Origin of the sequence: Prauserella alba (genome assembly GCF_024171735.1) — a bacterium.
GTDB classification, from domain to species: Bacteria; Actinomycetota; Actinomycetes; order Mycobacteriales; family Pseudonocardiaceae; genus Prauserella; species Prauserella alba.
In genome coordinates this window covers 812,592-832,355 of record NZ_JAMTCH010000005.1, presented here as the reverse complement: position 1 = coordinate 832,355, position 19,764 = coordinate 812,592, and the positions used below count along the sequence as shown (strand labels likewise).

Sequence of the window (19,764 nt, the reverse complement as noted above, 5' to 3'; positions counted from 1 at the left end):
GTCAGTGGCGGACAGTCAGCCCGACGCGCTGGAACTCCTTGAGGTCGGAGTAGCCCGTCTTGGCCAGAGCACGCCGGAGTGCACCGAACAGGTTGACCGTGCCGCTCGGGTCCTGCGACGGCCCGTGCAGCAGCGTGCGCAGGTCCACCCCCGTGTGCTCGCCGGCGCTCGCAGGTGCGACCCGCGAACGCGGCAGCGACGGGTGCGCCGCCGCCGACGTCCAGTACAGGCCGCGGCCCGGTGCCTCGCTCGCGGCGGCCAACGGCGCGCCCAGCATGACGGCGTCCGCTCCGCACGCGACGGCCTTGGCGATGTCGCCCGAATGACGGACTCCGCCGTCGGCGAGCACGTGGACGTAACGGCCACCGGTCTCGTCGAGGTAGTCACGGCGCGCGGCCGCGGCGTCGATCAGCGCCGTCGCCATCGGCACGCCGATGCCGAGCACCTGGTCGGTACTGGTGATGCCCGGCGTGTAGCCGTGGCCGACGATGACGCCCGCCGCGCCGGTGCGCATCAGGTGCATGGCCGTGCGGTAGTCGCTCACCCCACCGGCGACCACGGGAACGTCGAGGTCGGCGATGAAGTCCTTGAGGTTCAGCGGGTCGGTGTCACTCTCACCGCTGTCCTCCCCGACGTGCTCGGCCGACACGATCGTGCCCTGCACGATGAGGATCTCCACGCCCGCGGACAGCAGGTGCGGGGTGAGCTCGGCCGCGTGCTGCGGGCTCACCCGCGCCGCCACCGTGACGCCCGAGTCCCGCACGGTGCGCACCGCTTCGGTGATCAGGTCGTGCCGGACGGGCGCGGCGTGCAGTTCCTGCAGCCGCTGCACGACCTCGGACGGGGCCGCACCGTCCTTCGCGGCCTCGGCCACCCTGGCGAGCGCGCTGTCGGCATCGGCGTGCCGCGCCCACAGCCCCTCGGCGTTCAGCGCGGCGAGGCCGCCGAGCCTGCCGATCTCGATGGCCGTGTGCGGCGACACGACCGCGTCCGTGGGGTGTGTCACGAGCGGCAGGTCGAACCGGTAGGCGTCGATCTGCCAGCCGGTCGACACCACCTTCGACGACCGCGTCCGCCGCGACGGCACGATGTCGATGTCGTCGAAGTCGTACGACCGCCGGGCGGTCCGTCCCATGCCGATCTCGACCAGATCCCGCACGTGTAGTCCTCTCTCGCTTCCCGGATTCCGCCGCGTCCGGGGAAAACCCCGGCCGTCGGGCAGGGTTGCCGGATGCGGCGTCTCAGCCGTGGTGTCGGCGTCTCAGCGCGTCGTGTAGTTCGGCGATTCGACGGTCATCGTCACATCGTGCGGGTGGCTCTCCTTGAGCCCGGCCGCGGTGATCCGCACCAGCTGCGCGCGCTGCATCTGCGGCACCGTCTGCGCGCCCGCGTAGCCCATGCCCGACCGCAGCCCACCGACGAGCTGGTGGACGACGTTCGCCAGCGGGCCCCGGTACGGGATCCGGCCCTCGACGCCCTCGGGCACCAGCTTGTCCTCGGACAGCACGTCGTCCTGGGCGTAGCGGTCCTTCGAGTACGACCGCGCACCGCCGCGGGAACTCATCGCACCGAGCGATCCCATGCCGCGGTAGGTCTTGAACTGTTTGCCGCCGACGAGCACGACCTCACCGGGCGCCTCGGCGGTACCCGCGAGCAGGCTGCCCAGCATCACGGCCGACGCCCCGGCCGCGACGGCCTTCGAGATGTCGCCCGAGTACTGGATACCGCCGTCGCCGATCACCGGAACGCCCGCGGGCCGGCACGCCTTGTCGGCCTCGTGGATCGCGGAGATCTGCGGCATGCCCACACCGGCGACGACGCGGGTGGTGCAGATCGAGCCGGGACCGACGCCGACCTTCACACCGTCCACGCCCGCGTCGACGAGCGCCTGCGCGCCCGCGCGCGTGGCCACGTTGCCGCCAACCACGTCGACCGCGTCGCCGAGTTCCTTCTTCAACGTCGCCACAGTGTCGACCACGCCCCTCGAGTGGCCGTGCGCGGTGTCCACGACGAGCACGTCGACGCCCGCGTCGGCCAGCGCCATCGCACGCTGGTGTCCGTCGGGGCCGACACCGACGGCGGCACCGACGATCAGCCGCCCGTCGTCGTCCTTGCTGGCGTCCGGATACTGCTCGGTCTTGACGAAGTCCTTCACCGTGATCAGCCCGCGCAGCTTGCCCGCACCGTCGACGATCGGCAGCTTCTCGATCTTGTGCTTGCGCAGCAGGCCGAGCGCGGCCTCCGCGGTGACGCCGACCTGGGCGGTCACCAGCGGTGCGGGTGTCATGACCTCGCGCACCTGCTTGGAGTGGTCCACCTCGAACCGCATGTCACGGTTGGTGATGATGCCCACGAGCTGACCGGACGCGTCGGCGACGGGCACGCCGGAGATGCGGAACCGGGCGCACAGCGCGTCGACCTCGGCGAGCGTGTCGTCGGGTGAGCACGTCACCGGATCGGTCACCATGCCGGCCTCGGACCGCTTGACGATCTCGACGGCCTGCGCCTGCTCGTCGATCGGCAGGTTGCGCTGCAGCACGCCCATGCCGCCCTGCCGGGCCATCGCGATCGCCATCCGAGCCTCGGTGACGGTGTCCATCGCCGCCGACAGCAGCGGAATCCGCAGCGACACGTTGCGCGACACCCGGGTCGACGTGTCGACGGAGCTCGGCACGATGTCCGACTCGGCGGGCAACAGCAGCACGTCGTCGAAGGTCAGCCCGAGGAGCGCGAACTTGTCCGCCATCACGGCGGCGTCGTCGGCACCACCGGGCACGGCGGCGCTGGAGTCGGAGTCGGTGAACTCGCTCGGCATAGGGCGGCGGACCTTCCTCGATGCATTGGGGGATGCGGGTGGCTGCACGGGGCGAAACGCCTCGTAATCGATGGTAGCTGGACGGATGGGGGTACCTTCCCGGTACCGTGCAGCCCGTGCCGCACGACGTGTTGCCCCCAGACCCGTTCGCCGATGACCCCGACGACCCGGCAAAGGAGATCGCCGAAATCGAAGAGCAGGCCGGTGAGCCGATCTCCGAGGAGGAGCGCACCGAACTCCTCTCGGACCTCGCCGACCTGGCCGTCTACCAGGCACTTCTCGAGCCGCGCGGGGTGCGCGGAATCGTGGTGGACTGCGGCGAGTGCGACCTGCCGCACTACCACGACTGGCACCTGCTCCGCGCCAGTCTCGAGCAGCTGCTCGCCGACGGCCGCATGCGTCCCCACGAGCCCGCGTTCGACCCGGACCCCGCCGACTATGTGACGTGGGACTACTGCCGCGGCTTCGCCGACGGCATCACCACGACCGAGAACGCCTACTGAGTCGCCGCCCCACCGGCAGCCCTGCTCCCTGACCTGCGACGGGACGGGCTCCGGGGCGCTCCGGACTCCCGGCCGTGCCGCAACGCGACCGGCCCGGATCCCGGTGCCGCGCGACGCTTCTCACACCTGTTCGCGTGTAGCGAACACGAGTGGCCGATCCCTGCAGCCACGGCCGACCTCGCGCGCCGGCATGATCGTCGCCCGGATGCGGCCGCGACGAGCGCAGCCGGAGCCGGGAGGGGACACGGAGCGGGACGAGCACGACCGGAACAGCGGAACGCCCCCGAGGGTCACGCCGCAGACCTCGGGGGCGTTCCGCTGTCGAGTCCGCCTCAGCTGGTGCTTCCGGACAGGGCGGGTGACACCTGGGACCCGCTGTCACTGCCGCCGGACGAACGGCCCGTCTCGTCGCTCGTCTCCGTGGACGGGGTCGGCGACTCCGAACTCGGCGCGGGTGACGTGGTGTCGTCCGGCTCACTCGTCGTCGAATCGTCCGGATCCGTCGGCGTGGTGTCGGTCGGATCGTCCGGTCCGGGCTGCGGGTTGGACCCGGTCGGCGACGACGAGTCCGGCGACGAGGAGTCCGGCGAGGTCGAGCTCGACGACGAACCGTCGGTCGACGAGTCCGGAGCGGGCTCGGCGCCCTCGTCCGGGTGACCCTGCAGTCGTTGCATCAGCTGCATGTGCCGTGCCTTGAGCTGCGCGGCCTCCTCGGTGGCCGTCACGTTCTTCAGGTCCTGTTCGGCCTGCGAGAGCGCGGAGCGAGCCTCGTCGTAGCGGTCCGAGGCCAGCGCGAGCCGGGCCTCGTCCATCGACGTGCGCACCGACGCTGCCGCCTCCACGGACCGGGCGTGGTCGGTGTAGAGCACCTTGCTCAGGCCCCACAGGGTGTCGCCCGGCTGGGCGTCCCGCGCGGCCAGCGCCGTACCCGTGAACCCGATGGCCAGCACCGCGGCGGCCGCCGCGACCGGCACCATGAACCGCCGCTTGTGACCACGGCCCGCGTGCCGCTTGGCCAGCGACGCCGTCCTGATCTCGGTGGCGGCCGTGTCGGCGTCGATCAGCTCGGGAATGCGTTCGCTGTCGATGTCCCGCCGCCACGCGAGCAGCAGCGCACCCAGCTCCGCGTCGCCGAGCTCGTCGGCCACCTTCGCGTCGGGTCCACCGAGCGCGTCGAGCAGCGCGTCGTCGGCCTGCACAGCCGTCAGGTCCGCGGCGGCCGTGGCGAGTTCGGCGCCGTCGGTGCCGCTCACCGGTTCCCCGGGCTCCGCGTCGGCGGTCTCGGCGGTCTCGGCGTCGGCAGTGTCGGCGTCGGCGGACTCGGTCAGGCCCGCGGGTGTGATGGTGACGACAGCGGCGAGGCCGTCGGCGCTGCCACCTGTCTCGGTGTCCGCGGTCTCGGTGTCCGCGGTCTCGTCGGCGCCGGTCCCGGTTACCGAGCCGTCCTCGGCCGCAGCGTCCTCAGCCCCGGTGTCCTCGGCCGCAGCGTCCTCAGCCCCGGTGTCCTCAGCCCCGGTGTCCTCGGCTTCGGCGTCCCCCGCCGTGGCGTCAGCACTCTCGGCCGTGGCGTCCTGGGCGTCAGCGCTCTCGGCCCCGGCGTCCTCGGCACCGGCGGCGTCCTCGGCACCGGCGGTGTCATCGGCCGGGCCGGCGGTGTCATCGATGTCGGACTCGGTGTACTCGACCGCTCCGGCGTCGGCGGCGTCGCGTTCCGGCTCGTCGGCCGAACCGGCAGGACCGGTGTGTTCCGTCACTCAGACCACCTCCTCAGCGGCCAGCACCTTGCGCAGCCGCGCGAGAGCACGGTGCTGAGCGACCCGGACCGCGCCGGGGGTCGATCCCACGGCCTCCGCGGTCTCCTCCGCGGACAGTCCGACGACCACACGCAACACCACGATCTCGCGTTGTTTCTCCGGCAGGACCTGCAGCAGTTTCGTCATGCGCTCGTTCAGCTCACCCTGGATGGCGAACTGTTCGGGCCCGACGTCACGCTCCATCTCGTCCGGCACTTCGGCGACCGGCTCCGCCTTGTTGCGGTGGGCCGCGCGGTGTGCGTCGGCCACCTTGTGGGCGGCGATGCCGTAGACGAACGCCAGGAAGGGTCGTCCCTGGTCGCGGTAGGAGGGCAGAGCGGTCAGCACCGCGAGACACACCTCCTGAGCCACGTCGTCTGCCGAAGCGTACGAACGCTCCTGCCTGCCAACACGGGCGCGGCAATACCGCACCACAAGGGGGCGGATCGAAGCGAGCAGCCGCTCGACCGCTTGCTGATCTCCCTCAACAGCGGCGGCGACCGACTCGTCCAGTCCATCCCCCACAGTGGCCATCGCAGACAACGATCCCGGTGTTACGTCTCGGTGTGCATGAAAAGCGGCGCGCGGGCTCAGCGTCCCTCACGCCGGTGACGTGACCACAGTACCCGGCCACTCCTTGAGTTCCGCGTGAGTTCCCGACGGTCGCTCGTGCAGGTGACATGCCCCACGACCGGGCTACCGTCGGACGTCCTGCGTCCCACGCGAACACACTGCGTCCGTCGTGGGGATCCGTGGTCGGGTCCGTCGTGACGGGCGGCCGTGTGGGCGACGCGTAACGCGCACGGCATCGCCGTCGGCCACGGTACCGGCTACACGCACACGACGGGGCGCGGCATGTCACCATGCCACGCCCCGTCGGTGTCGTCCCCGGGCAGCGGGTTACTGCGGCGGCAAATGCCGGTGGTGCAGAGTCGGGATCAGGCCATGTCGGATCAGGCCACGAGTCCGCGGCGGAAGCCGTGCGCGACGGCCTGCGCCCGGTCGCGCACGCCGAGCTTGCGGAACAGCCTGCGCGCGTGGGTCTTCACGGTGTCCTCGGACAGGTACAGCTCGCGGCCGATCTGGCCGTTGCTCTTGCCCTGGGCCATGCCGCGCAACACCTGCAGCTCGCGTTCGGTGAGCTGCACGCCCGGGTCGGCGGGCTGCCGCTGGGCGGGCACGGACGTGCTGGCGAGCGTGTGGGCGAGTGCGGCGACGAGTTCGGGGCGCGAGGCGTCCCAGCGCAGGTAGCCGCGGGCGCCGCCCGCGATGGCCGCCGCGATGCTGCCCGCGTCGTCCGGAGCGCCGAAGACGATCACGTTCGCCTGCGGGTTCGCCGACACGAGACGACGCGTGGCCTCCACTCCGGTGGGCACGGCGCGCTGCGTGCCCACGAGCACGACATCGACCGGCTGCCGGGAGTAGCGGGCCAGCAACTCGTCACCGTGCGCTACGCAGTCGATGCGGCTGACGCCGGGCACAGCGGACATCACGCGGGTGAGGCCTTCGCGGACACTGCGTCGGTCGTCGCAGATCAAGACCGTAGTCACGGGGGTTCCTTCCTGCAGCCGGGTGACGTACTACCCCCACTATCGGACGCTTTAGGCCGGACCTTGACACGATCTGGTGGCTTTTTTGAAATTTCTCTGACCCGGATGCCGGAACGGCAGGTCGCAGGCTCACACCGGGACCCACGGCGACTCCACCGCGAGTCTGCGCAGTTCGGGGTCGACCCTGCGTAACAGTGCGTGTACCTCACGCGTGGCACGAAGCCGGTGCTCGTCAGCGTTCGCCGGGTCGGTGTCCGCGGCGAGGAGCCGGGCGGGCCACGACAGCGACGCGAACCCGTGGGTGTCGATCACCGTGAGCGCCGCGGTCACCAGTTCCGCGGGCCGAGCCGGGTCCGCACCCGCCGCCAGCAGAGCCGCCGCGAGCACGAGCTCCGTCTTGGTGCGATGCCGGACCGGCCTCGCACCTGCCCCGGAGCCGAGGAGGCGCAACGCGGCCTCGGCCGACGCGACCGCCGTCGCCGGGTCGCCACCGGCGAGTGCCGCTTCGGTGCCGACCCACGCCGCGCGCACCCGGGAGCGCACGCTGCCGCCGCCCTCCCCGAAGGCGGCATCGAGACCGGCCGTGACCTCCCCCACGAGGCGGCGCGCCAGCGCGGGCCTGCCGAGCGCGAGCTGGTCCGCGGCCAGTCCGAGCAGGGCGTCGGCCCACGCGCCGGCGACGTCGACGCCGTCCACGTCGGCCCCGATCCCCGTGGCCCCCGTCCCGCCCGTGCCCGGCACGTCCGTGGCCGTCCCGTCCGTGGCCTTCCCATTCGTGGCCTTCCCGTCCGTGGGACCCGGCCCGCTCGCGGTGCCGTCTGCGTCTCCCCCGGCTGGAACACCGTGCACGGATGGTGCGAGGGGCAGGCCCGCCACGGCGGCGAGCGCCGCGCCGTCAGCCGGCAGCGCCGCCGCGTGCCCGCCGAGCTGGCGGCGGTGCGAGGCGATCGTGCTCGCGGCAAGGGAGGCGACCACCACGTCCCGGCTGCGGCGCAGGCGGCGCAGCAACGTCGTCGCAGCGGCGTACCGGCCGCGCGCACCGAGTGCGACGGCGGCCAACCAGCGCTCACGGTCGGTACGGGCGTCGGAGGCCATACCGGCGATCCGGTGGTCCGGCGTGGCGGCCGACTCACCCGCATCGCCGAACGCGATCCGGCGGAGGTGGTTCTCGAGAGTCACGGCGCCATCCTGCCGCCGGGACGGTCCGCCCGGCGGCGGCACCACCCGCCGGTCACGAGCACGAGCGGGACGGGAACCCGGGCGAAAAACCAACACTGTGTCTGCTATCACACCTGCGGGGGATGCCTAACGAATGAATCCGCTTGCCAATCACTTGAACAACTTTTGCCACACTTCTAACGTGCTCCTCGTTGCACCGAATGGAGTAGTCGTAACTGATCCGGTTACGTGGGACCGGATTCGACGAGGGGACATCGATGGCGGATATCCGCAGGCTTCCCGGCCCGAATGCCGATATCTGGGACTGGCAGCTCGAGGGGTCGTGCCGGGGCATGGACAGCGGCTCATTCTTTCACCCCGACGGGGAGCGAGGTCCGGCGAGAGCACGACGAGAGGCCAGAGCAAAGGCCGTCTGCCGAGCGTGCCCGGTGCTCGAACTGTGCAGAGAGCACGCCCTCGCGGTCCACGAACCCTACGGCGTGTGGGGCGGCCTCTCGGAAAGCGAACGGGAGCACATCATCCGCAACGAACAACGCTCGCTGACCGTCGTAATGTGAACCTCTTTCCGGAGGGGGAAGAAGAAAGGGGCGCCCGGCCGGGCGCCCCTTTCTTTTCGTCAAATCATCTTTCCCGCAAACTTTCGCGGAAATATCTTTCTCGCGAGCGACCTCACCCGCCGGGCCAGGCATTCATGGCAACGGCCACGACAGACCGCAGCTCGTCGGCCGAGCGCCCGTCCCGCGCCAGATGTGACAACCCGTTCCGGACGGTCTCGCAGAACGCCACGAGCGCGTCGAGGTCGGCCTCGGCGGGCAGCTCACCCTCCGCGACCGCACGCCGGAGCCGCGCGGCGACCCGCTCGCGGGTCACGCGCCGCTGCTCCGCGAGGAACTCCCGCACGGCATCGTTGCCGGGTGCGCAGTTCGTCGCCGCGTCCACGACCATGCAGCCGGGTGGCAGCGCCGGGTCGGTGTAGAGGCCGACATTCGCCAGGAGCATCGCTTCGACGGCGCGGCGCACGACCGGCTCGCGGTCGAGCTCCTCCACGGCCTGCTGGCCGTAGCGGCGGACGTAGTGGTCGACGGACTCCCGGAACAACGCCTCCTTTCCGCCGAACGCGGCGTACAGGCTGGGTGATCCGATCCCCATCGCCGCGGTCAGGTCGGAGACCGACGTGGCCTCGTAACCGTGTTCCCAGAACGCGCGCATCGCGGTGTCGAGCGCCGCGTCACGGTCGAACGCCCTCGGGCGACCTCGGGGTGACATAACCCTCTTTCTGTAGTGATCAGCACAGAAAAGCTTGACCCGCTCAGCTTACGCGTCTTATTTATATATCGATCGACACAAAAAGGAGTACGCGCATGACACTGGCAGGCAAGGTCGCGCTCGTCAGCGGAGGCAGCAGGGGAATCGGCGCGGCGATCGCCACCAGGCTCGCCGCCGACGGCGCCGACGTGGCGCTGACCTACACCTCGGCAGAACAGCAGAGCAGCGAGGTCGTGGGACGGATCGAGGCGCACGGCCGGAAGGCCTTGGCGATACGCGCCGACAGCACCGACGCCGACGCGGTGGCGGACTCGGTCCACCGCACGGCCGAGACACTCGGCGGCGTCGACATCCTCGTCAACAACGCGGGCGTCTTCCCGACTGCGACCATCGACGAGCTCACCGTGGCGGAGATCGACCGGACACTGGCGATCCACGTCCGCGCCGTGCTCGTGGCCACGCAGGCCGCGGCCCGGTACCTGCCCGACGGCGGCCGAGTGATCAACATCGGGAGCAGCCTCGCCGGCCGCGCACCCGGTCCCGGGCTCAGCCTCTACTCGGCCAGCAAGTCGGCACTCGACGGGCTCACCCGCGGCCTCGCACGCGACCTGGGCCCACGCGGCATCTCGGCGGTCGTGGTGCACCCGGGCTCGACGGACACCGACATGAACCCTGCCGACGGCCCGCGCGCCGCGGCGCAGAAGGCGGGACGAGCGCTCACCGAGTACGCGGCACCGGACGACGTCGCCGCGACCGTGGCGCATCTGGCCGGCGAGGGCGGGCGGTTCATCACGGGCAGCGGCATTCTGGTCGACGGCGGCGCCAGCGCCTGAAGACGTGCCGGCCGCACAACGAGACGGGGCGGCACTCCGCAATGGGAGTGCCGCCCCGCCGGGTGCGTCTACGAGCGACGTCAGTGCGCGTGGCCGTGACCGTGGCCCGCGTCCTCGTCCTCGTCCTCCTCGGGCTTCTCCACCACGGAGCCTTCCGTGGTGAGCACCAGCCGGGTGATGGACGCCGCGTTGGCCACCGCCGAACGCGTCACCTTGACCGGGTCGACGACACCGGCCGCGAGCAGGTCCGTGAGCTCGCCGGTCGCCGCGTTGAGGCCCTGGCCCCAGCTCTGCTCCTTGACCTTCGACACCAGCACCGCGGCCTCGTGGCCCGCGTTGTGGGCGATCCAGTAGAGCGGAGCGGTGAGCGCCTCACGGACGATCTTGACGCCGGTGGCCTCGTCGCCGGTGAGGCCGAGGTTGCCCTCGAGCTCCTTCGACGCGTGGACCAGCGCCGAGCCACCGCCGGGCACGATGCCCTCCTCGACGGCCGCCTTGGTGGAGGCCACGGCGTCCTCGATGCGGTGCTTGCGCTCGTTCAGCTCGGTCTCGGTGGCCGCACCGACCTTGATGACCGCGACGCCGCCGCCGAGCTTCGCGAGCCGCTCCTGGAGCTTCTCGCGATCCCAGTCGGAATCGGTCGACTCGATCTCGCTGCGGATCTGGGAGACCCGGTCGGCGATGGCGTCCTTGGAGCCCGCGCCGTCGACGATGGTCGTCGCGTCCTTGGTGATCTCGATGCGACGGGCCTGGCCCAGCACGTCGATGCCCGACTCGGACAGCTTCATGCCGATCTCGCTCGAGACGACCGTGCCGCCGGTGACGACGGCCAAGTCGTCCAGGAACGCCTTGCGGCGGTCACCGAAGAACGGCGCCTTGACGGCCACCGCGCTGATCGTCTTGCGCAGCGAGTTGACGACGAGCGTGGACAGCGCCTCGCCCTCGACGTCCTCGGCGATGATCAGCAGCGGCTTCTTGGTCTCCGCGACCTTCTCCAGCAGCGGGAGCAGGTCGTTCAGCGACGAGATCTTCTCCCGGTGCAGCAGCACGTAGGCGTTCTCGAGAGTCGCCCGCTGCTCCTCCGGGTTGGTCGCGAAGTGCGCCGACAGGAAGCCCTTGTCGAACTGCACGCCCTCGGTGATGTCGAGCTCGGTGGCCATCGTGGAGGACTCCTCCACGGTGATCACGCCGTCCTCGCCGACCTTCTCGACGGCCTCGCCGAGCAGGGCGCCGATGTTGGCGTCCCGCGACGTGACCGTGCCGACCTGGGCGATGTTGTCGCGGCCCTTGACCGGGGTGGCCTTGTTCTTCAGGAACTCGACCACGTGGTCCGCGGCCTTCTCCATCCCCGCGCCGAGCGCGGCCGGGCTCGCACCGGCGGCCACGTTGCGCAGGCCCACCTTGACCAGCGACTGCGCGAGCACGGTCGCCGTCGTGGTGCCGTCGCCTGCCACGTCGTTCGTCTTCGTGGCGACGCTCTTGGCCAGCTGCGCACCGAGGTTCTCGAACGGTTCGTCGATCTCGATGTCACGGGCCACCGTCACGCCGTCGAGCGTGACCGTCGGGCCGCCGAACTGCTTGTCCAGGACGACGTGCCGGCCACGCGGGCCGAGCGTCACCTTGACGGCGTTGGCGAGCTTGTCGACCCCGCGCTCGAGCGCGCGACGAGAATCCTCGTCGAAATTGATCTGCTTAGGCATTGAGGAACCTCTCTCCGGGCACGCGAAACGCCCCGACCCCCGGTATCAGCGGGGCCCGGGGCGTCAACGCATAGCGGGTCGTCAGTTGACGACGGCCAGCACGTCGCGGGCGGACAGGATCAAGTACTCCTCGCCGTTGTACGTGACCTCGGTGCCGCCGTACTTCGAGTAGATGACGACGTCGCCCTCGTTCACGTCCACCGGGACGCGGTTGCCCTTGTCGTCGACACGGCCCGGGCCGACGGCCAGAACCTTGCCCTCCTGGGGCTTTTCCTTGGCGGTGTCCGGGATGACGAGACCGGAAGCCGTCGTCTCCTCGGCCTCGCTCCTCTGGACAACGATCTTGTCCTCGAGCGGTTTGATGTTCACGCTCACCGGGTTGACCTCCACGGGTCTAAGAAAGCGTTGGCAGGTACCTATTGGGTACGGCGCCTACCACCCCGCCGTCGCGGGTGCCGGGGCGTGTGTGGTGCCGTTTCGATTAGCACTCTAGCCATGGGAGTGCTAGCCGCGCAAGCAGGGGTGCCTCTCGAGCTGATCGGCGCTTTCGCCGGTCGCGCGGACTCCTCGTGACGGCACGTCGTCACTCGTCGCGCGGTGCCGCACGCACTGCCGGTCCGGCTACCGTGAACGACCTTCCCCTGCGGACGACACGGACAAGGGACGGTGATCCGAATGGGTGGCTGCAACTGCTGCAGTGCGTGTACCGGTCGCGGATGCGGGTGCTGCGGAAGCTGCTCCTGACGACCCCGCGGTGTTCAGTGCCCCCAAGGGCGCCTCGGGGGCACTGAAGGCCGCACCCTGTCGCCGAACGCGTCGCGCGACTGCTCCCCCGCAGCGTGCTGGTCGACCTGCCCGGCAACGGCCACAGTGCCCTCGACACCCCACCAGTGCCCTCGACACCCACCAGCTCGCCGCGCTGCACGTCGCCCACCACGTCGAGCGCGGCGACCTCGACGGCCTCCGGCAGCGCGCCGGCCGCATCGCGGCACTGCCCCGGCGCGGCACTGCCCCGGCGCGGCATGTCGAGTGCGCTCGGCCCGCTGATCCGCACGGCCGTGCGCCTGGGCGGCTGACCACCTCGGCACACCCCCGACAGCAGCCGGCCCCGCGTCGACGCGCACCTGCGCCGAAGGGGTGTCATTGCGGGCTGCCCCTTCGGTGCATCGAACGCAACCACGCGCCGGCGTGCCCCTGCGGCGCGCGGGTGGTCGCACCACAGCAGCGCACCGGCCCGTCGACGTGAGGGAAGTTTCGGGGCTCCCCGATGTCACCCCACCGGAACGGACACGCTCCATGCGAGGGGAGGATTTGTGGCGTTGAACGCCCCCAAGGTGCCCTTGGGGGCGGCTCGGGGCACCGCGGTGTCATACGGACGGGCGATACGTCCCCGGAAGAAAGTTCGTTCCACGTTGGGCGGGCTGTCGGTACATTCCTCACACCACATCGCCGGTGAGGAGTGAACGCATGGACACCTTTCCTCGACGTACGGCTCTTCGCGCCGCCGCCGGAACCGCGGGTCTCGCCGCGGCCACCGCGGGATTCTCCGCCACGGGTGGTGTCGCCTCCGCCGCGGAACGGAGCGCCCGGCAGCGTGCGTTCACCGCCGCGGCCGCGGAGTTCGGAGTTCCGGAACGGGTGCTGCTGGCCGTGTCGTACCTCGAATCCCGCTGGGACGACCACGGCGGCAGGCCGAGCAGCAGCGCCGGGTACGGCCCGATGCACCTCACCGACCTGCGGACCGCCGCCGCGGGCGGCAGTCACCACGACAGCCGCGGCAGCACGACCGCCGCCGGGGACACGGCCGGCACGAGCAGCCCGGTCGAGGATCCGCGCGGCGACACCGCCCGCCGCACGCTGCGTCCCGTCTCCCCCGCCGAGGGCACGCCGACGGAACGGTTGCAGACCATCGATCTCGCCGCCGAGCTCACCGGTGTCGACAAGGAGACACTGCGCACCGACCCCGTGGAGAACATTCGCGGCGGTGCGGCGCTGCTCGCCCACTACCACCGCACGTCCGGAGCACGCGGGCACGAGCCCGGCGACTTCTACGGTGCGGTCGCCCGCTACAGCGGCGCCGACGACGAGGCGACGGCGGGTTTCTTCGCCGACGAGGTGTACGCCGTCCTGGCCGAGGGTGCCGAGCGCGTCACCGTGGACGGCGAACCGGTGCGGTTGACCGCATCCGCCGCACGCCCGGACCGCACCCAGCTGCGTTCGCTCGGCCTGCGCACCGCCGAGGCCGCATCGCCGGAAGGCCCCGACGACCTGCCCGTCGAGTGGATCCCCGCGCCGTACGAACAGCTCTCCGACGACCCCGGCCACTACGGCAACCACGATCAGGCGCGCCGCCCCGACAGCCAGCGCATCACGCACATCGTCGTCCACGACACCGAATGCACCTACGACGTCGCACTCGGTCTGGTGCAGGACCCGGAATACGTGTCGTGGCACTACACGATCCGCTCCTCCGACGGGCACGTAGCGCAACACGTGCGCACCGAGGACGTCGGGTGGCACGCGGGCAACTGGTACGTCAACGCCAAGTCGATCGGTATCGAGCACGAGGGCTTCGCCGCCGAACCGGCCTGGTACACCGAAGCGATGTACCGCGCGTCGGCGAAGCTGGTGCGGCACCTGGCGCGCAGGTTCCGCATTCCACTGGACCGGCACCACATCATCGGCCACGACAACGTGCCGGGGACCACTCCGGAGAACGTCGCCGGCATGCACTGGGACCCGGGCCCCTACTGGGACTGGGCGCACTACTTCGAGCTGCTCGGCGCCGAACTGTCCACGTGGCGCGCCGACACCGGGCTCGTGGTGATCCTGCCGGACTTCGACGCGAACCACCTGCCTTTCCACGGGTGCGATGCCGACGACCCGTCCGCGGCATGCCCGGCCACCGGCTCGGCGATGGTCATGCTGCGCACCGAACCCCGCGACGACGCGCCGTTGCTGAACGATCCGGCGCTGAATCCCGATGGTTCCCCGCAGTCGATGCACCTGTCCGACTGGGGCAGCCGGGTCGTGACCGGCCAGGTGTACGCGGTCGCCGGGTCGGAGGGCGACTGGACGGCGATCTGGTTCAACGGCACGAAGGGGTGGCTGAAGAACCCGGCCTCGGCGCCGGTCGCGAGGCCGGCGCTCGGCGTGGTTGCCGCGCCGAAGGCCGGTTCGGGGCGGATTCCCGTGTACGGGCGGGCATATCCGGAGGCGAGCGCCTACCCCGGAGACGTGCCGCCGCAGGAGCTCGCGCCACTCCAGTACTCGATCCCCGAGGGGCAGCGCTACGCCGTCGGCCTGGTCGTGGATGCCGAGTACTACCACGCGAAGACCTACGACGAGTCGCAGCACGTCGTCGTCCGCGGCGAGAAGTACGCCCAGGTGCAGTTGGGGCACCGGGTCGCCTACGTCAGGCTCGCCGACGTCGACACCTGGCACGTGTAACGGCCGCCGCACCCCCAGGGGCACTTTGGTTGCGTTGAGTGCAACCAAAGTGCCCCTGGGGGCTCTCGGCACCGCGTGTCCTGCGTTCCTGCTACGACACGATCCGCACCGCGAGGTCGGCGATCATGGCTGCGCCGAACACGACGAGGAAGCCGCCTGCCGCCTTCGTGAGCCACGGCAGCAGGCGCTCCATGCGCGCGAGTGCCCGCCGGGAACCGAGCACGAGGGCGACGAAGACGTCCCAGCCGAGCACGACCGTCACCATCCACGCGCCGTAGAACGCGAGCTCCGGTGGCGGGGCGGCGGCGACCGCGGCGGCGAGGCTGACGTAGAACAACGCGTTCTTCGGGTTCAGCAGGCCCGAGGTGATGCCGAGCCCGGCCCCGCGCAGCCACGTCGCCGATTCCGTACGCGGCCCCTGTTCGACGTCGAGCCCGACCGTCGCCCTGACGAACGCGACGCCGAGGAGGACGAGGAACGCCCCGCGCGCCACCTGGATCCCGCCGAGGAGCACGGGATGCGACAGCAGCGACACGCCGGAGAACGCCGCCGCGACGAGAATCCCGTTGGCGACGGCGATACCCAGGCAGACACCGGTGGCGTTCCGCCAGCCGCACGTCATCGCGGTGCGGGCGATGAGGAAGAAGTCGACCCCGGGGATCAGCAGGGCGAGGAAGTGGGCGGTGGCAACGGCGGCGAACTGCTCCATGTCCCCTCACATGTCTCGGCGACGAACGCACCGAGCATGCGCAGCAGGTGGGACCGGGATCTTGTACGTTCTTGCGCTCAGCCGCGGTAGGCACCCGGCGAGACGGCGACGTGCGCGCGGAACACGCGGTGGAAATGGCTCTGATCGGTGAACCCGAGTTCCTGTGCGGTGTCTGCGATCGGCTGGCCCGCGCGGAGTAGGTCCCGCGCCCGCACGATGCGGGCGTTCTGCCGCCAGGCCAGTGGCGTGAGACCGGTCGCGCGGCGCATGGCCCGCACCAAGCCGTACCTGGTCATGCCGGCCAACCGCGCCAGTTCGTCGAGCGACGGGTTCGCCTCGTCACCCCGCAGGCGGTCCATGACCGGCCGCAACTGCGTGCGCAACGCGGAATCCGTGCCGCTGGGAACGAGATGTTCCGGCGTGGCTGCGGCCAGTTCGGTCAGCGCGGCACCGAACTCGGCTTCGATGCGGGCGGGGTCCGCATCGGCGAAGACGGTCTGCATCGCGGCGGCCATCCGCTCGTGCAGCTCGTCGCGGCGCAGCACACCGATCCCGGACAGCAGTCGGTCCGCCGCACCCGTGGACACGAGCGACACCGCCCACTCCTGGCCCATGTGCGCCATCCGGTACAGCCATGACCCCTCGTCGGGATTGCAGGCGTGGACGTGCCCGGCCGGAACGACGACGACGTCACCCGGATGCAACCGGATCGCGCCCGCGGGCGACCCGGTGAACACGGAGGAACCCCTGTCGATCAACCCGATCGAGAACGTGTCGTGGAAATGCGGGCGATAGCACGTGTTCTGCCGGCACGAGCGGCGCACCTCCAGGTGCGCCAACAACGTGCTGCGCCGGAACTCCGCCACTCTCGCTCGCGCCCCTCAGACGAGGACCGTGTCCACGGGCAGGCCGGGGTTGGCGGACAGGTCGAGCGCGCTCGGCTTGTGGCCCGCGGCAGCGACGTGGGCGCCGAGGGCGGCGGCGGGTGTCACTCCAGGCCCGCACGGTCAAGGACGTCGTTGAGGAAGTCGACCCAAGGCTCCATGTCGTCAGGATACAGCGGCCCGTTCCGCCACGTGACGATCTCGGTGCCGTGGAGCAGGAGATTCGCGTCGTCCTTGCGGCGGCGTAGTAGTGACCGCACGTCGTCGTTCAGCAGTGTCGCCGCGAGATCCTTGTCCGCGGTCTTCACCGCGTAACGGCGGTCGAAATAGTCGTCACCCGTGTTCTGCCCCAGGCCGGCGCGCTGTGCGATGCGGCCGAGTGTCCCGCGTGGGCCGACTTCCAGCGTCGACACGTCGTTGGCCATCCCCACGACGGTGACCTGCCAGTGCTGCCGCTTGGACCGGCCTTCGGTGTACTCGAAGTCAGCGCTGTACTGGAATACGACAAGGGGACGGCCACGACGCGAGCCGTGAAAGACGTAGTCCGCCCGCGGGCGTTTCCCATCGTCGAACGGCGAGTACTTACGATAGCGGGAGTTGTAGTCTGTGCTGTACTTCTCGTAACGCCAGCCCAGCCCTGACGCCAACTGCGCGTAGTCGCTGTGAGTTTTCTGTTTTTCCTTCCACGTGATGTAGAAGTAGATTCCGACGACGACAGCTGCGCCGACGTACCAGAGCCAGTGCGGCATGGCGTCATTCCTTCAATCCCGCCAGAGCTTTCTCGGCGATGGCCGTGGCGATCTCACAGGGCTTGTCGGCTGAATCCACCGCAGACATCGAAGTACTCAATGTCTCCACCGGCGCGTTCGAACCCAGGGACACGTCCACCAGGCATTGATCGCCTTCCGGCGGCTGACCCCGGACGGCTTCGGCGCCGCTGATCGTGATCTTCTTCGTGTCGAGGTGGTCCGCCACGGTATCCAGCCCGGTACTGACGCTCGCGGTCGAAGCGTAGTCTGCGGTGGCGTAGTAACATTGCGGGCCTCGCTTCTCCCCGTCGTTGAACGAGATGCCTGTCGCATCCTTCAGCTCCGTTGCCGTCACCAACTCACACGGGGAGATCGGCGACACCTGTGGCGTGGACGGTGAGCCCGGAGCATCACCCGCGACGCCGGACGGTTCCTGTCCGCAGGACGCCAGCGCGACCACACCTGCCACTACGCCTGAAACAGCCGAAATTTTCCGCAAGAGCGATCCGCTGTTCATCCACACCACCTTCTTCGTTGCTTCGACCACACATGAGTCCCGCAGATCTAGCCAAACCATGGTGAACTGTCGAAATAGTCGTCATCGTCCACCGGTGTCGATTTTCGATTAGACTCGTCGGGGCCTCCTGACTTACTCGGATTTTCGCCACCAAGCCCGGTGGAAACTTGGCCGACAATAGCATCCATTTGTTCCGGGGTAGAAATACGAGGATTTGATCGGAACGCTTCGACAACACCGCGGTCCGACGCAAGGGAGCCATTCGCAACCGAACCCCATTCGATTTCGCCACTGGCGACCCTGGCAGCAACCGCGTCCCATTCGGGAGTGTTCCCGACCCCCGTCACATACGAAACAAAGAGATCAATTTCCTCGTCAGTCCGCCCTGCAGCTTCGTCGTTGACCTGCGAAAGAATATCCTCCGACGTCCGGATATCCGATGCGACGTCATCGAGCGCCGCTTCGAGAGCCCGCCGAGCCTCCATCATATCCGGCGATGACTGCACGTCAGGCCGCCCGCTTCTCACTTGAGAGAACCACCATTCTCCACCGAGTTCGGCCCAGGGTTCAACGTATCGTCAATTTTCGATTTGCGCTCCTTCAGCTTCCCTTTACTTTCCTGATGCTCCCTAGACTGTTTTTCCATGTCAATCGTTCCGTCACGAACATCCTTGATTATAGCGAAACCATCCTGGGTTGAATTTATGTCCGGAATCGCCTTGATGGCATCAAATACCTGAACGAAGGACTTGACGTACTTCTTTACGACATCAGTCAACTTCTGGATCGTCTTGTGTATCCCGAGAACCTGATTAACAATCTGAATAATCTCTTCAACGTCTTCCCAGTAGGGGAACTTCTCAAAGCCGGTGGCTACCCACTCAACCGCTTTGGCAAGGACGCCACCCAAACTACTAATAGCACGGGTCGCGAGATCCTTGATCTTGTTAACAATCTTCTTCAGGAGCTTCACGACGACTTCCGCCAGATTCACGAGCCCCTCCGATAGCCTCACGAACCCCGCGCCCATGAAGTCCGACATCTCTTCTGCCACAAAAAGAGCAGGACTCCAAATGTTCTCGACAAGAGATTGAAAAGCCTCCGACGCTTGCCCATAACTCCAAGAGTCCCGCAAAACAACATGCGCGTTGTCGGTAAGATTTGCGGATATTCCGCGGAAATTGTCAGCTACATGTTTCCATGCCTCACCGTTTTCCGCAATACGATTGAAGTCGCCGGCGATCGGTTCAACGAGCGTCGCGTAGAGACCCTTGTTCTCATCGCTAAAAAAGTTGCGCCAGAACCAGTCAACCTCATCCAGAAGGAAGTACTCTTCCTCGAATTGCTCAGCGAGAGGCTTTTTGGCAACTGTCGGAAAGAAGCCCTTGATGTCCACAGTATCCTTAAACTGCATTGAAGCCTCCCCCTTCCGCCGAACCCTCGATCCGCTCGTGCGCCTCAGCTTCCGCGAGCCCATACTGCTCAGCAGCCGAAAGCAAGCTGTCAGCCATTTGATTCATCTTCTTGGTGGCCATTTCGGCAAGCGGTTCAAGTGTTTCTTGACCGAAAGCGGAAAACGAATCGCCTATCGGCGCGAGCAAGCCGGTAAATCCTTTGGTGCTCAACCCTTCATACTGCGCATCAATACGGATCACCTCAAAGCTCGTCGCCAAACCAGAGACATACTTGGCGAGATCGCGCAGAATAAGAGGGTCGACTTCATGGCCCCCCGTAGCAGACATAATCCTCTCCGTAGTCGAACTACGGTCGCAGGCTACTGCTCACTGTCGCCGTGTCAACTCCGCCGTGCCCGAAA

20 protein-coding genes are annotated in these 19,764 nt (G+C 68.8%); 4 read left to right on the top strand and 16 right to left on the bottom strand.

Annotated elements, in window-relative coordinates; translation table 11 throughout:
* Position 1: 1 nt before the first annotated feature.
* The gene (locus LY12_RS19555) at positions 2–1,159 is read right to left on the bottom strand and encodes a GuaB3 family IMP dehydrogenase-related protein (RefSeq protein WP_253858769.1); all 1,158 of its coding nucleotides are present in this window, start codon (positions 1,157–1,159) and stop codon (positions 2–4) included.
* 102 nt (positions 1,160–1,261) lie between these two features.
* Positions 1,262–2,746: an IMP dehydrogenase gene (guaB, locus tag LY12_RS19550; protein WP_253858925.1), complete on the bottom strand. Its 1,485-nt coding sequence runs from the start codon at positions 2,744–2,746 to the stop codon at positions 1,262–1,264.
* A 176-nt stretch (positions 2,747–2,922) separates the two neighbouring features.
* On the opposite strand from guaB, the gene LY12_RS19545 reads away from it, so the two are divergent.
* Positions 2,923–3,318 carry a DUF5319 domain-containing protein gene (locus LY12_RS19545; protein WP_253858768.1) on the top strand — a complete coding sequence of 132 codons (396 nt, stop codon included), beginning with the start codon at positions 2,923–2,925 and terminating at the stop codon, positions 3,316–3,318.
* A gap of 332 nt (positions 3,319–3,650) precedes the next feature.
* Here LY12_RS19545 and LY12_RS19540 read toward each other — a convergent pair whose 3' ends face one another.
* The 4 genes from LY12_RS19540 to LY12_RS19525 all read right to left on the bottom strand — a co-directional run bounded on the left by LY12_RS19540 (position 3,651) and on the right by LY12_RS19525 (position 7,840).
* Positions 3,651–5,072, bottom strand: a complete 1,422-nt coding sequence (locus tag LY12_RS19540) for an anti-sigma-D factor RsdA (RefSeq protein ID WP_308292147.1) — start codon at positions 5,070–5,072, stop codon at positions 3,651–3,653.
* The gene (locus LY12_RS19535) at positions 5,073–5,645 is read right to left on the bottom strand and encodes a sigma-70 family RNA polymerase sigma factor (RefSeq protein ID WP_183779528.1); all 573 of its coding nucleotides are present in this window, start codon (positions 5,643–5,645) and stop codon (positions 5,073–5,075) included.
* 419 nt (positions 5,646–6,064) lie between these two features.
* On the bottom strand, positions 6,065–6,661 hold the full coding sequence (locus LY12_RS19530; RefSeq protein ID WP_030532824.1) for a response regulator transcription factor: 597 nt from the start codon (positions 6,659–6,661) through the stop codon (positions 6,065–6,067).
* Positions 6,662–6,790: 129 nt separating this feature from the next.
* The gene (locus tag LY12_RS19525) at positions 6,791–7,840 is read right to left on the bottom strand and encodes a hypothetical protein (RefSeq protein ID WP_253858767.1); all 1,050 of its coding nucleotides are present in this window, start codon (positions 7,838–7,840) and stop codon (positions 6,791–6,793) included.
* A gap of 257 nt (positions 7,841–8,097) precedes the next feature.
* Between LY12_RS19525 and LY12_RS19520 the strand changes: the two genes are divergently transcribed.
* Positions 8,098–8,397, top strand: coding sequence for a WhiB family transcriptional regulator (locus LY12_RS19520; protein ID WP_183779530.1), 300 nt, complete (start codon positions 8,098–8,100; stop codon positions 8,395–8,397).
* Between the two features lie 112 nt (positions 8,398–8,509).
* Here LY12_RS19520 and LY12_RS19515 read toward each other — a convergent pair whose 3' ends face one another.
* Positions 8,510–9,106 (bottom strand): TetR/AcrR family transcriptional regulator, encoded by a 597-nt coding sequence (locus tag LY12_RS19515; RefSeq protein ID WP_253858766.1) that lies wholly within the window; start codon positions 9,104–9,106, stop codon positions 8,510–8,512.
* A 95-nt stretch (positions 9,107–9,201) separates the two neighbouring features.
* Here LY12_RS19515 and LY12_RS19510 point away from each other — a divergent pair, with 95 nt between their 5' ends.
* Positions 9,202–9,939, top strand: a complete 738-nt coding sequence (locus tag LY12_RS19510; RefSeq protein ID WP_253858765.1) for an SDR family NAD(P)-dependent oxidoreductase — start codon at positions 9,202–9,204, stop codon at positions 9,937–9,939.
* Positions 9,940–10,019: 80 nt separating this feature from the next.
* Here the strand turns inward: LY12_RS19510 and groL are convergent, their stop codons facing one another.
* Both groL and groES read right to left on the bottom strand, forming a co-directional pair.
* Positions 10,020–11,639 carry a chaperonin GroEL gene (gene groL / locus LY12_RS19505; protein ID WP_253858764.1) on the bottom strand — a complete coding sequence of 540 codons (1,620 nt, stop codon included), beginning with the start codon at positions 11,637–11,639 and terminating at the stop codon, positions 10,020–10,022.
* Positions 11,640–11,720: 81 nt separating this feature from the next.
* Entirely contained in the window at positions 11,721–12,014 is a 294-nt protein-coding gene (gene groES / locus LY12_RS19500; protein WP_030532828.1) for a co-chaperone GroES, read from the bottom strand.
* 1,092 nt (positions 12,015–13,106) lie between these two features.
* Here groES and LY12_RS19495 point away from each other — a divergent pair.
* The gene (locus LY12_RS19495) at positions 13,107–15,089 is read left to right on the top strand and encodes an N-acetylmuramoyl-L-alanine amidase (protein WP_253858763.1); all 1,983 of its coding nucleotides are present in this window, start codon (positions 13,107–13,109) and stop codon (positions 15,087–15,089) included.
* Between the two features lie 91 nt (positions 15,090–15,180).
* Here the strand turns inward: LY12_RS19495 and LY12_RS19490 are convergent, their stop codons facing one another.
* The 7 genes from LY12_RS19490 to LY12_RS19460 form a co-directional block, all read right to left on the bottom strand.
* A complete protein-coding gene (locus LY12_RS19490; RefSeq protein WP_253858762.1) occupies positions 15,181–15,798 on the bottom strand; it encodes a LysE family translocator in 618 nt (205 codons plus the stop codon).
* 77 nt (positions 15,799–15,875) lie between these two features.
* Entirely contained in the window at positions 15,876–16,664 is a 789-nt protein-coding gene (locus LY12_RS19485) for a helix-turn-helix transcriptional regulator (RefSeq protein ID WP_253858761.1), read from the bottom strand.
* Positions 16,665–16,786: 122 nt separating this feature from the next.
* Entirely contained in the window at positions 16,787–17,431 is a 645-nt protein-coding gene (locus LY12_RS19480; RefSeq protein ID WP_253858760.1) for a hypothetical protein, read from the bottom strand.
* Between the two features lie 4 nt (positions 17,432–17,435).
* On the bottom strand, positions 17,436–17,948 hold the full coding sequence (locus LY12_RS19475; protein WP_253858759.1) for a DUF3558 family protein: 513 nt from the start codon (positions 17,946–17,948) through the stop codon (positions 17,436–17,438).
* A 47-nt stretch (positions 17,949–17,995) separates the two neighbouring features.
* Positions 17,996–18,454, bottom strand: a complete 459-nt coding sequence (locus LY12_RS19470) for a hypothetical protein (RefSeq protein WP_253858758.1) — start codon at positions 18,452–18,454, stop codon at positions 17,996–17,998.
* A 17-nt stretch (positions 18,455–18,471) separates the two neighbouring features.
* On the bottom strand, positions 18,472–19,362 hold the full coding sequence (locus tag LY12_RS19465; RefSeq protein WP_253858757.1) for a hypothetical protein: 891 nt from the start codon (positions 19,360–19,362) through the stop codon (positions 18,472–18,474).
* The gene (locus LY12_RS19460; protein ID WP_253858756.1) at positions 19,352–19,690 is read right to left on the bottom strand and encodes a hypothetical protein; all 339 of its coding nucleotides are present in this window, start codon (positions 19,688–19,690) and stop codon (positions 19,352–19,354) included. Before LY12_RS19460 ends, LY12_RS19465 begins: the two co-directional genes overlap by 11 nt.
* Between the last annotated feature and the right edge of the window lie 74 nt (positions 19,691–19,764).

Bases quoted from the DNA above. Each gene is read 5' to 3' on its own strand.
- guaB (WP_253858925.1), bottom strand. From the start codon at position 2,746: ATGGCGGACAAGTTCGCGCTCCTCGGGCTGACCTTCGACGACGTGCTG.
- LY12_RS19535 (WP_183779528.1), bottom strand. From the start codon at position 5,645: ATGGCCACTGTGGGGGATGGACTGGACGAGTCGGTCGCCGCCGCTGTT.
- LY12_RS19520 (WP_183779530.1), top strand. From the start codon at position 8,098: ATGGCGGATATCCGCAGGCTTCCCGGCCCGAATGCCGATATCTGGGAC.
- LY12_RS19515 (WP_253858766.1), bottom strand. From the start codon at position 9,106: ATGTCACCCCGAGGTCGCCCGAGGGCGTTCGACCGTGACGCGGCGCTC.
- LY12_RS19510 (WP_253858765.1), top strand. From the start codon at position 9,202: ATGACACTGGCAGGCAAGGTCGCGCTCGTCAGCGGAGGCAGCAGGGGA.
- groL (WP_253858764.1), bottom strand. From the start codon at position 11,639: ATGCCTAAGCAGATCAATTTCGACGAGGATTCTCGTCGCGCGCTCGAG.
- LY12_RS19495 (WP_253858763.1), top strand. From the start codon at position 13,107: ATGGACACCTTTCCTCGACGTACGGCTCTTCGCGCCGCCGCCGGAACC.
- LY12_RS19490 (WP_253858762.1), bottom strand. From the start codon at position 15,798: ATGGAGCAGTTCGCCGCCGTTGCCACCGCCCACTTCCTCGCCCTGCTG.
- LY12_RS19480 (WP_253858760.1), bottom strand. From the start codon at position 17,431: ATGCCGCACTGGCTCTGGTACGTCGGCGCAGCTGTCGTCGTCGGAATC.
- LY12_RS19475 (WP_253858759.1), bottom strand. From the start codon at position 17,948: ATGAACAGCGGATCGCTCTTGCGGAAAATTTCGGCTGTTTCAGGCGTA.
- LY12_RS19465 (WP_253858757.1), bottom strand. From the start codon at position 19,362: ATGCAGTTTAAGGATACTGTGGACATCAAGGGCTTCTTTCCGACAGTT.
- LY12_RS19460 (WP_253858756.1), bottom strand. From the start codon at position 19,690: ATGTCTGCTACGGGGGGCCATGAAGTCGACCCTCTTATTCTGCGCGAT.